Below are 11,314 nucleotides of genomic sequence, written 5' to 3' on the forward strand. Positions count from 1 at the left end.
CCCACGAGGCTCACGGCGCGCGCCCCGGTCGCCCGCTGGATGCTCTCGACCGCATCGGCGACCTCTACCGCGGAGAGCCTGATGTCCGCGGTGCCATAGGTCGGCACGCCGGGCGCGCTCGTCGGGCTCAGGTCGAGGCCAGGCTCGCCCACGCCATAGTTCAGCGCGAACACGCAGTAGCCCTCGAGGCGCAGCCGCGGCGCGAGCGCGGCGAAATCGCTGTAGGCGGAGGCATCGGTCCCATGGACGAGCAGCACGGGGGGCCGATCACCCGAGTGGCACGCGAAGTCGTTGGCTCCCTGCGGCGCGAGGCCCGGCGTGGCCCTGTCCGCGCGCTTGGCGAGGATGGGCGTGGGCTGGAGGATGCCGGTAGCGATGGGCATCAGCGCGGTGGCCCCGGGCTGGGCCGGCGCGGGCTGGGCGAGGATCGAATGGGCGGCCAGCAGTGCCACGGCAGCCGTGATCGCTGCAGCGATCACCGCGGACCGCCGCCGGTACGCGTGCCCGAGACCCATGCCAACCGCCAAGCCGCCCACCGAAAAGGGGGCAATCGTGGTGCAAACGGATACGAGAATACGCACAAGCCGGACCGGAACCGAATGGAACAGCAGCATTAAAGAACACTCTCTCGGCCCACGGCGCCAGACCGGGATCTAGAGTGGGGATGTTCCAGCCAATAGCCCAACTCCACCAGGAGGAACACCGCGTGGCTTCCACCACCAATTCCCGGAGCGTCGTCTTCGTCGACGGCATCCGTACGCCTTTCGGGCGCGCAGGCAAGAAGGGCATCTACGCCGAGACCCGTGCCGATGACCTCATCGTCAACTGCATCCGCGAGCTTGTTCGCCGCAACCCCCAGATGCCCACCGACCGCATCGACGACGTCGCGATCGCCGCGACCACCCAGACCGGTGACCAGGGCCTCACCATCGGCCGCTCCGCCGCCATTCTCGCTGGCCTCCCCGAGACAGTGCCCGGCTACGCCATAGACCGCATGTGCGCCGGCGCGATGACGTCGGTGACCACCACCGCGGGCGCGATCGGGTTCGGGCAGTATGACCTCGCCATCGCCGGCGGCGTGGAGCACATGGGCCGCCACCCGATGGGCGAGGGCGTGGACCCCAACCCGCGCTTCCTTGCCGACAAGCTCGTCGACCCGAGCGCCCTCGTGATGGGCAACACCGCGGAGAACCTGCATGACCGGTTCCCGACCATCACCAAGGACCGCACCGACGCCTACGCCATCGGCAGCCAGCAGAAGTACGAGGCAGCGCGCGCCGCCGGCAAGATCGCCCAGACCCTCGTGCCCAGCGCCACCCGCCACGCCGAGACCGGCTGGGGCTACGCCACCGCTGACGAGCCGCCCCGCCCCGCGACCACGCTCGAGGACCTCGCCAACCTCAAGACGCCCTTCCGCACCGGTGGCCGCATCACCGCAGGCAACGCCGCGGGCCTCAACGACGGCGCCACCGCCGCCATCATCGCCGGCGAGGACACCGCGACCGAGCTCGGCCTGCCCATCGGCATGCGCATGGTCGGCTACTCCTTCAAGGGCGTCGACCCCGCTGTGATGGGCATCGGACCCGTCCCCGCTACCGAGAAGCTGCTCGCCCGCACTGGCTTGAGCATCAACGACATCGGCCTCTTCGAGATCAACGAGGCGTTCGCCGTGCAGGTGCTCGCGTTCCTCGAGCACTTCGGCATCGCTGACGACGATCCGCGGGTCAACCCCTGGGGCGGCGCCATCGCGTGCGGCCATCCCCTCGCCTCCTCGGGCGTGCGGCTGATGACGCAGCTCAGCAACCATTTCAAGGAACGCACCGATGTGCGCTACGGGCTCACCACCATGTGCATCGGCATGGGCATGGGCGGCAGCGTCATCTGGGAGAACCCCAACTACACCGGAGAGAAGGCATAACCACACATGACTGATCTCGCCTCGGCGTTTTCCGACGAAGTCGTCACCCACGCCTACACCAAGCTCATCGACGTCCCCGGCATCTCCGGCAAGGTCGCGCTGGTCACCCTCGACAATGGGTTCGATCACACCAAGCCGTCCACCTTCGGGCCGACCGGCCTCGCCGAGCTCGACGCCGCCCTCGACACCGCCTTCGACGCGAGCCCCGCCGCGATCGCCGTCACCGGCAAGCCGTTCATCTTCGCCGTCGGCGCGGACCTCAAGGGTGTTCCTACCATCACCAGCCGGGACCTCGCCGTCGAGATGGGACAGCTCGGCCACAAGGTGTTCAAGCGCCTGCGTGACGCCAGCATCCCCACCTTCGCGTTCGTCAACGGCGCCGTCATGGGCGGTGGCCTCGAGGTCGCGCTGGCGTGCCACTACCGCACCGTCTCCCGCAGCGCGGCGGCCATCGCGCTGCCGGAGTGCTTCCTCGGCCTCGTGCCCGGCTGGGGCGGCACCCAGTTGCTGCCCAACATCGTCGGGCCGGCCAACGCGGTGACGGTGATCCTCGAGAACGCCCTGAGCAACAACAAGATGCTCAAGCCCGAGCAGGCCGCTGGTCTCGGCATCTTCGACGAGGTGCTCGACTCCGCCGACTTCATCGAGCAGTCCCTGCGCTGGGCCGCGGCCGTCAGCAACGGCGAGGCCACCCCCGAGCGCCCCGAGATCGACCGCGGACAGGGCTGGGACAGTGCCCTGGCCCGCGCCACCAAGTTCGTTGACTCCAAGACGAAGGGATTCGCCCCCGGTCCGGCCCGTGCCCTCGAGCTGCTCGCGCTCGCCAAGGACACCGACATCAACGATCCCGACTCGCTCGCGAAGGGATTCGCCGCCGAGGACGAGGCCCTCGCTGATCTCATCATGAGCGACGAGCTGCGGGCCGGGCTCTACGCCTTCGACCTCGTGCAGCGCCGCGCCAAGCGGCCCGCCGGAGCACCGGACAAGTCTCTCGCGCGGCCCATCACCGGCGTGGGCATCATCGGTGCCGGGCTCATGGCATCGCAGCTCGCGCTGCTGTTCGCCCGCCAGCTCAAGGTCCCGGTCATCATGACCGACATCGACCAGGAGCGCATCGACAAGGGCCTCGACTACGTGCACGGCGAGATCGACAAGCTGCAGGGCAAGGGGCGGCTCTCCCACGATGCCGCCAACCGGCTCAAGGCGCTCGTCACCGGCTCGCTGGACAAGGCCGCGTTCGCGCGCACCAACTTCGTCATCGAGGCCGTGTTCGAGAACCTCGACCTCAAGAAGAAGATCTTCGCCGAGCTCGAGGACCACATCGCCGAGGACACGATCCTCGCGACCAACACCTCGTCGCTCTCCATCACCAAGATGGCCGCCGACCTCAAGCATCCCGAGCGCGTTGTCGGGTTCCACTTCTTCAACCCCGTCGCCGTGCTGCCCCTGCTCGAGATCATCCGGGGCCACAAGACCGACGACGTGACCCTCGCGACCGCGTTCGCCACGGCCAAGTCGCTGAAGAAGTCCGCGGTGCTCGTCGCCGACCTGCCAGGATTCGTCTTCAACCGGCTGCTCATCCGCACGCTCGGCGAGGTCATGAACGCCGTCGATGAAGGCACCCCGTTCGAGGTCGCGGACGTCGCGATCACCGAGCTCGGCATGCCGATGACACCGTTCACCCTGCTCGGGCTCGTCGGCCCCGCCGTTGCCCTGCACACCGGCGAGACGCTTTCCGAGTACGCGCCCGACCGGTTCAAGGACTCCCCCGGCCTCCGCGCCATCGTCGACGCCGGCATCAAATCCGTCTGGGCGTACGACGAGAACGGCAAGCAGGCCGTCGACCCGAAGGTCGCGGAGCTGTGGACCCAGGGCGACAACCCCTCGACCGCCGAGCAGGTCCTCGAGCGCACCCGCCGTGCCTTCGCCGAGGAGGTCCAGCTGATGCTCGACGAGAATGTCGTCGCGGCCGCGCAGGACATCGACTTGTGCATGATCCTCGGTGGTGGCTTCGCGTTCTGGAACGGGGGCATCACCCCGTACCTGGACCGCACCGGCACCTCCGAGGCCGTCAACGGCAAGCGCTTCCTCGAGCCAGGCGTCGCTAGCCTGTAGCGGTACAGCGCGAGAACGGCAGGAGCCGCTGCCACCCTGTTTCGGGTGGCAGCGGCTCCTGTGCTTGGCGCAGGTTCGCGGGTGGTACGCCCATGCATCGCAAACGCGATAGAAACCACCCGACACGCCGGTGCAACACGCCGTGGTGGCCACGGTATCTATCGCGTTTGGCGCCGGGCAGCGCCGGGCAGCGCCGGGCAGCGCCTAGCAGCGGCAACCAGGGCTGCCCGCAACCAGGGCTGCCCGCAGCCGGTGACGAGCGGCTACTCCTCGCCGGCGAGCATGCGGTAGAGCTTCTTGCGGGCGTCGGTGAGGATCTGCGCGGCCTCGTCGCGCTGCGCGGGCGTGCCGACCGCGGCGACCTGTCCAGCGGCGGCACCGAGGAGCCTGGCGAGCTGGCGGATCTCGCGTCCACTGCTGCCAGCGGGGGTCGTGTCCAGGGCGAACGGGTCGCCGAGGGTGGCGCGGTTCTCGTCGATATAGGCATTGCCCTCCGGCGTGAGGCTGGCGGTCTTTCGTCCGCTGATGTTGTCGATCTGGACGATGCCCTCGTCCTCGAGCTGGGCGAGCGCGGGGTAGATGGAGCCGGGGCTGGGCTTCCAGGCCCCTTCGCTGCGGGTCTCGATCTCCTGGATGAGCTGGTAGCCGTGCATGGGCTGCTCGGCGAGGAGCAGGAGGATGGCGGCGCGGACGTCGCCGCGGCGATTGCGGTCCTTGCGGGCCGGCACGCCGATGCGGATGAGTCCCTGGCCGCGCTGGAAGCCCTCGATGTGGAGGCCTGGGGGTCGATCCTGGCGGCGCGGGTGACGGGCGCCCTTGTGGGTGCCGTTGCGGTGGGCGGGGTTGCGGTGCTCGTGGCGCATGAGAAGTTCCCTTCGATATGTCGTTGCACTCACGATATATCGTGATGGGTCATTGGTCAATAGCCGATATAGCCGGGCTCCCGACGACGACACCGACGACGCCCCCGCGCCACACCAGCAGGCCCCGCGCGGCTAGCCGATGTTCAATGGGTCGATCTGCACCCGCACCGCCGACGTCTCCCGTCGCGAGCTGCAGACGGCCTGGGCCGCTCGAAGCGCATCGGATAGCAAGGCGCCCCCGCTCCGAGGCACCCGCACGAGGACGCGCTCGACATCCCCTTCCTCGCGCACGGAGTCGGCGATGACCGGCGGCCGGGCGGTCCACGGCAGCGGCACGGGGCCCAGCACCTCGCCATCCGCGGGCACCTGCATGACCTCGAGGAACGCGGATACCGCGGCATGGGTGCCATCGATCACCGCCATCCGCACAGCCGGGGGAAAGCCAACCTCCGCCCGGGCGCGGAGCTCGGCCGCAGCGAAGCCACCCGGATCCCACCGCACCATCGCCTGCACCACCGCGTTATCCGGATCCGCCATGACCGCCGCCACGCCGCCGATCGCTGCGGGCCGGGCCAGCGCGACCGCCGCCATCCACTTGCGCAGCGCGATCTCGCCAGCGCGCAGGTCGGCGAGGCCGAGCAGCAGCCACCCATCGAGCAGCAGGACCGCGCCATATCCCTCCGCGGCCGGGGGCTCCACGCCGGGCGTGCTGATGACCAGGGCCGCGCCCGGGCCCACTACGGGCACTCCCTCGCCCCCGGTCGAGGTGATCACGGCGACGCCTGGGAACGCGCGGCCGAGCTCCTCGGCCGTTCGCTTCGCACCGATCACCGTGGCGCGCACCTTCACCGAGCCGCAGCGGCGGCAGCGTGGTTGCTGCTCGGCGGTGCCGCACCAGCGGCAGGAGTACGCCCCGTCGCGCTGCCCCAGCTCCATCGGGCCCGCGCAGCGCCGGCAGCGCAGTTGCTCGCGGCAATCCTGGCAGGCCACGGCAGGCAGATAGCCTCGCCGTGGCACCTGGATGAGCACCGGCTCGCCCCGCTCGAGGGCCGCCCGTGCCGCCTGGAAGGCGAACGCCGGGATGCGCGCCGCCCGCGCCGCCGGGTCGCGTTCCAGGGCGATGTCGCTATCGGCGCGGGCCACCACCCGCGGCGCCGCGCGCCGCACCTCGTCCCGAGGCGCGACGAGCGCATGCGCCCATCCCGTCTCCAGCAGCAATTGTGCCTCGCAGGTGCGGGAGAACGCCCCGAGCAGGATGCCAGCGCCCGCGAGGTGCGCCCGGTGCACCGCGACATCACGCGAGTGGGGATAGGGCGAACGGGGCTCCCACAGCGAATCATCACCGTCGTCCCACAGGATGATCAGGCCGAGGTCGTGGATGGGAGCGAAGATTGCACTGCGGGTTCCGACAACCACCCGCCGGTCGCCGCGGAGCACGGCCAGCCAGCGGCGGTACCGTTCGGTGGGGCCCAGCCCCGCGGCGAGCACGGCAACATGCTCGTCGCCGATCAACGTGGTGCACGCCGCGCCGACGAGATCGAGATCGCGCTGGTCGGGCACGATGATGACTACCCCGCGGCCCGCGGCCGCAGCGACAGCGGCCGCCTCCGCGAGACGTGTCCACCAGTGCTCGCCGGCCACGGGGTTCCAGACCGCGCGGGCGGGCTGGTGGGCGGCAAGCGCTGCGAAATAGGAATCGGCATGCTCGTAGCGCTGCCACGCGGCGAGCGGCGGCCCAGGGATGGCGGCCTTCGCGGTCGCCTCCGGATCCTCGTTCTCGGCCCTGGCGTGACGCGGCGGGATGGCTAGCCGCAGCACATCGGCGCGCGTCCCGGCACTGCGGCGTGCCACGCGTTCGACGAGCGCGAGGAGATCAGGGGGCAGGACCGGCACGGGCGAGACGACCTTGTGCAGCCAGGCGAGCTTGCCCTCGTGGGCGCTCGTGTCGAGACGGGCCAGGATGTAGCCATCAACGAGGCGGCCGGAGAAGCGGACGCGCACACGCACTCCAGGTTGCGCGTGCGCGTCGAGCTCCGCGGGCACGAGGTAGTCGAACTCGCGGTCGAGATGGGGCACCTCGAGAAGCGGCAGCACCTGCGCGATCGGCAGCGTGGCCGCGGCCTGTCGCTCCAGTTGGTGGCCTCCGTCTCCCCCGTCTGCTGATAGCTAGCGGCTAGAGGCCCGCTGCCTTGCGAAGCTCCTCGACCCGGTCGGTCTGCTCCCATGGCAGATCGATGTCGGTACGCCCGAAGTGGCCGTAGGCCGCGGTCTGGGCGTAGATGGGGCGGAGCAGGTCCAGGTCCCGGATGATCGCGGCCGGGCGGAGGTCGAACACCTCGCGGATCGCGTCCTGGATGATGGCGGGGTCGACCTTCTCGGTGCCGAACGTCTCTACGAACAATCCGACGGGGGCAGCCTTGCCGATGGCGTAGGCGACCTGCACCTCGATCCGCTCGGCGAGGCCCGCGGCGACCGCGTTCTTGGCCACCCAGCGCATGGCGTACGCGGCGGAACGGTCCACCTTCGACGGGTCCTTGCCGGAGAACGCGCCACCGCCGTGGCGGGACATGCCGCCGTAGGTGTCGACGATGATCTTGCGCCCCGTGAGGCCGGCGTCGCCCATGGGTCCGCCGAGCACGAATCGCCCGGTGGGATTGACGAGCAGCCGCACCTCGGACGTGTCGAGGGTGGGAACATCGAGCTCCGCGAGCACCACGTTGACCACGTGGTTGCGGATGTCGGGGGTCAGCAGGTTGTCGAGGTCGATGTCCGCTGCGTGCTGGGTGGAGACAACAACGGTGTCGAGGCGGACGGGCTTCTCGCCGTCGTACTCGATGGTGACCTGCGTCTTGCCGTCAGGCCGGAGGTAAGGGAGGATCCCGGACTTGCGGACCTCGGTGAGCCGGCGCGAGAGCCGGTGCGCCAGCGCGATGGGCAGCGGCATCAGCTCGGGGGTGTCCAGGCAGGCGTACCCGAACATCAGGCCCTGGTCCCCGGCGCCCTGGCGGTCGAGGTCGTCCTCGCTGAGGCCCTCGACGCGCGACTCGTAAGCGTTGTCGACGCCCTGGGCGATCTCGGGAGACTGCGCGCCGATCGCGATGTTGACACCGCAGGAGTTGCCGTCGAAGCCCTTGGAGGAGGAGTCATAGCCGATCTCGAGGACACGCTCGCGCACGATCGTGGGGATGTCGGCGTAGGCGCGGGTGCTGACCTCGCCCGCCACATGCACCTGCCCGGTGGTCACCAGTGTCTCCACCGCGACGCGCGCCCGGGGGTCCTCCTTGAGGATCGCATCAAGGATGGAATCGCTGATGGCGTCGCAAATCTTGTCGGGGTGCCCCTCGGTAACCGATTCACTGGTGAATAGCCTGCGACTTGTCGCACTCACGTTTGTGCCCTCTCATTTGATTGGCGCCATGTTCTCGCCGGTTATCCGCAGTATCCGACAATAGCGGAGCGAGCGGATCCTGCCGATAGCCGATGCCGATGTGTCACCGCTCCGGAACACCCGGGGAGCAGCGGATCCATCCCGGCCTTCTATCCGGTGAAGAGCAGTGTCCCCACGGCATCGAGGATTCGGCTCGCCATGAGGTTCTTCGAGCTCAACGGCAATGCGGATTCCCCACCGTCGGCACGGAGGATCCAGCCCATGTTCGAGTCCACCTCGAACGCCTTGCCCTCGCCGACCGCGTTGACGACCAGCAGGTCGCACCCCTTGCGCTGCAGCTTGCTCCGCGCGTGGGTCAGCACATCACCGTGCTCATCGCCCGTCTCGGCAGCAAAGCCCACGATGACACGCGTGGCGGGAAGGTCCCCGGCGGCCCGCTGCTCGACGATCCCGGCGAGAATATCGGGATTCTGCACGAGCGTGATGGTCGCTGGCTCGTCCTGCACCTTCTTGATCTTGCTCTCGGCCATGGAATCGGGCCGGAAGTCTGCTACCGCGGCAGCCATGATCACGACATCCGCGGTGGCGGTGTGCGCGCGCACCGCATCCTGCATCTGCTCGGCAGTGGTCACCTGCACCACGTGCGCGCCCGCGGGGGGCTCGAGGCCGGCGGTGACGCCAGAGACGAGGGTGACCCGCGCGCCACGCTGCACGGCGAGGCGGGCCAGCGCGTAGCCCTGCTTGCCCGAGCTGCGGTTGCCGAGGAACCGGACGGGGTCGAGCGATTCCCGCGTCCCCCCGGCGCTCACCACGATCGAGCAGCCTGCGAGGTCACGCGGCAGCGAGTCCGGTCGCTCGAGCAGCATCGCGCCGAGGCCGGCGATCTCGCTGGGCTCCGGCAAGCGCCCGGGGCCAGAATCACGCCCGGTGAGGCGGCCCGAGGCGGGCTCCATGACGATTGCGCCGCGGGAGCGCAGCGTAGCGACGTTGTCGACGGTCGCGGGATGATCCCACATCTCGGTATGCATGGCCGGTGCCATCAGTACCGGGCACCGCGCTGTCAGCAAGGTCGCGGTGAGCAGGTCATCGGCCCGGCCGTGCGCGGCCCGCGCCATGAGGTCGGCCGTCGCAGGCGCGACCACGATCAGGTCGGCCTCCTGGCCGATCTTCACGTGCGCCACGTCCGGGATGTCCTGGAACACGCTCGTGGTGACCGGGTTGCCCGACAATGCCTCGAAGGTCGCGGCGCCCACGAACTGCAGGGCCGACTCGGTCGGGATCACGCGCACCGAATGCCCGCTCTCGGTGAAGTAACGGATCACCGCGCATGCCTTGTATGCCGCAATGCCGCCGGTAACACCGACCACGATGCGCTTGGGCGCTGGTTCGTCGTCCCGCGCGTTGGTTCCTGTCGCCGCCACGGCGGACCTCGCTATTCGCCTTCGTTGTGGATGAGAAGATCGCCGTGGATCTCCCGCAGCGCCACCGACAGCGGCTTCTCGTGCATGCCGGGATCGACGAGCGGGCCGACATACTCGTTCATGCCCATGCCGATCTGGTTGTAGTGATCGTTGATCTGGCGCGCGCGCTTGGCCGCGAAGATCACGAGGGCGTACTTGGACGAGACCCGGTCAAGGAGCTCATCGATCGGCGGGTTCGTCAGGCCCATCGGGGGGTCATACATCGGTGCACCGGTAGCGGACGCCATATTGTTCACAGTCACTAGATCTCCTCATCACGTGGTTCCGGGTCGAATTGACCGGTCCACTTCTCACGCGCTCCACAGGAACAGCACGTCCCCCTGGCACCGAGCGGCACCACCCTCCGGACCTTGCGGAACCGGGGTGCGCCTACGGCCCAGTCAGCAACGATACCAACTCCGAGGCCGCGCGTTCCACGTCGTCGTTGATGACGACGTGATCAAACTCGTCCTTCGCGGCCATCTCGGTCCGCGCGGTCAGCAACCGCCGCTCCACCACGTCAGGGGATTCGGTGCCACGTCCGCGCAGCCGGGCGACCAGGGTCTCCCAATCGGGCGGCGCGAGGAACACGAGCGCAGCGTCCGGCATGGTCTCGCGGATTGCGCGCGCACCGACGAGGTCAACCTCGATGAGCACGGGCAGCCCGTCGCGAACAGCCTGCTCGACGGGCTTGCGCGGAGTGCCGGAGCGCTGGATGCCACCGTGGATATCCGCCCACTCGAGGAGCTCGCCCGCGTCGATCATGCGGTCGAACTCGGCACGGCTGACAAACAGGTAGTCCCGGCCCGCGACCTCGCCGGGCCGCGGGGCCCGCGTCGTCGCGGACACGCTGAACCACAGATCGGGAACCATCTCGCGCAATCGCTTGACCACTGTCGACGTGCCAACGGCCGAGGGGCCGACCAGCACAACTGGCCGACCCCTTCGCCGCGCTGCCGAGATGGATCCAGGCCGCGAGGATGATGAATCATTCACGACAGCGATCACGAGACTCTCAGGCCTCGAAGTCGAAACGCTCGAGCAGTGCCTTGCGCTGGCGATCTCCGAGCCCCCGCAGGCGGCGGGTCGGAGCGATCTCGAGCTCGGTCATGATGTCCCGCGCCTTGACCTTGCCCACCTTGGGAAGGGCCTCGAGCAGGGCCGAAACCTTCATCTTGCCGAGGATCTCGTCAGTCTCAGCGTCGGCGAGCACCTGCTTGAGGTCAGTTCCGCCACGCTTGAGCTGCTCCTTGAGCGCTGCCCGCGCCCGGCGAGCCTCTGCCGCCTTCGCCAAGGCTGCAGCACGCTGCTCATCGGTCAACTGGGGAAGGGCCACGATTCCTCCGTCTCATCTGCCTTCATGTATCCCGCCGCGAGGACGCGGCGGGAGCGACCGTACACACCGGGCCGCACCGGATACTGTTCGTCCTGGTCCAGCGTGTCGGTCTCGCGCGCTTGGAAACGCGCATCGACCATACCGCGCTGACCGGGCACAACGTGCCCTCGTGCCACGACACGCTGGGAAAACACGAAATATCGTTATCTTCAGCGGGCCACACCACCGATCAGT

Annotated in this window: 9 protein-coding genes and 1 pseudogene; 2 read left to right on the top strand and 8 right to left on the bottom strand. The window is 69.0% G+C overall.

The window, feature by feature from the left end:
- A pseudogene (locus HT102_RS02050) lies at positions 1-515 on the bottom strand (alpha/beta hydrolase); the annotation flags it as partial.
- A 191-nt stretch (positions 516-706) separates the two neighbouring features.
- Between HT102_RS02050 and HT102_RS02055 the strand changes: the two are divergent.
- Positions 707-1,918, top strand: a complete 1,212-nt coding sequence (locus tag HT102_RS02055) for a thiolase family protein (RefSeq protein ID WP_333473236.1) — start codon at positions 707-709, stop codon at positions 1,916-1,918.
- A gap of 6 nt (positions 1,919-1,924) precedes the next feature.
- Positions 1,925-4,033 carry a 3-hydroxyacyl-CoA dehydrogenase NAD-binding domain-containing protein gene (locus HT102_RS02060; protein ID WP_192037736.1) on the top strand — a complete coding sequence of 703 codons (2,109 nt, stop codon included), beginning with the start codon at positions 1,925-1,927 and terminating at the stop codon, positions 4,031-4,033.
- 263 nt (positions 4,034-4,296) lie between these two features.
- On the opposite strand, the gene HT102_RS02065 is transcribed toward HT102_RS02060, so the two are convergent.
- From HT102_RS02065 to mihF, 7 genes are all read right to left on the bottom strand, one after another.
- Positions 4,297-4,896 carry a PadR family transcriptional regulator gene (locus HT102_RS02065; RefSeq protein ID WP_192037737.1) on the bottom strand — a complete coding sequence of 200 codons (600 nt, stop codon included), beginning with the start codon at positions 4,894-4,896 and terminating at the stop codon, positions 4,297-4,299.
- A 132-nt stretch (positions 4,897-5,028) separates the two neighbouring features.
- Positions 5,029-6,990 carry a primosomal protein N' gene (locus tag HT102_RS02070; protein ID WP_333473237.1) on the bottom strand — a complete coding sequence of 654 codons (1,962 nt, stop codon included), beginning with the start codon at positions 6,988-6,990 and terminating at the stop codon, positions 5,029-5,031.
- Between the two features lie 79 nt (positions 6,991-7,069).
- Entirely contained in the window at positions 7,070-8,284 is a 1,215-nt protein-coding gene (gene metK / locus HT102_RS02075; protein WP_192037738.1) for a methionine adenosyltransferase, read from the bottom strand.
- A gap of 149 nt (positions 8,285-8,433) precedes the next feature.
- Complete coding sequence (gene coaBC, locus HT102_RS02080; protein ID WP_192037739.1) at positions 8,434-9,705, bottom strand: bifunctional phosphopantothenoylcysteine decarboxylase/phosphopantothenate--cysteine ligase CoaBC; 1,272 nt, start codon at positions 9,703-9,705, stop codon at positions 8,434-8,436.
- An 11-nt stretch (positions 9,706-9,716) separates the two neighbouring features.
- Entirely contained in the window at positions 9,717-9,992 is a 276-nt protein-coding gene (rpoZ, locus tag HT102_RS02085) for a DNA-directed RNA polymerase subunit omega (RefSeq protein WP_192038009.1), read from the bottom strand.
- Positions 9,993-10,134: 142 nt separating this feature from the next.
- Positions 10,135-10,740, bottom strand: coding sequence for a guanylate kinase (gene gmk, locus HT102_RS02090; RefSeq protein WP_192037740.1), 606 nt, complete (start codon positions 10,738-10,740; stop codon positions 10,135-10,137).
- 19 nt (positions 10,741-10,759) lie between these two features.
- On the bottom strand, positions 10,760-11,080 hold the full coding sequence (gene mihF / locus HT102_RS02095; RefSeq protein ID WP_192037741.1) for an integration host factor, actinobacterial type: 321 nt from the start codon (positions 11,078-11,080) through the stop codon (positions 10,760-10,762).
- Positions 11,081-11,314 lie beyond the last annotated feature (234 nt).

Origin of the sequence: Lolliginicoccus lacisalsi, from assembly GCF_014841105.1 — a bacterium.
GTDB classification, from domain to species: domain Bacteria; phylum Actinomycetota; class Actinomycetes; order Mycobacteriales; family Mycobacteriaceae; genus Lolliginicoccus; species Lolliginicoccus lacisalsi.

Excerpts from the sequence above, each read along its gene's own strand:
- rpoZ (WP_192038009.1), bottom strand. The coding sequence starts at position 9,992 with ATGGCGTCCGCTACCGGTGCACCGATGTATGACCCCCCGATGGGCCTG.
- HT102_RS02065 (WP_192037737.1), bottom strand. The coding sequence starts at position 4,896 with ATGCGCCACGAGCACCGCAACCCCGCCCACCGCAACGGCACCCACAAG.
- HT102_RS02060 (WP_192037736.1), top strand. The coding sequence starts at position 1,925 with ATGACTGATCTCGCCTCGGCGTTTTCCGACGAAGTCGTCACCCACGCC.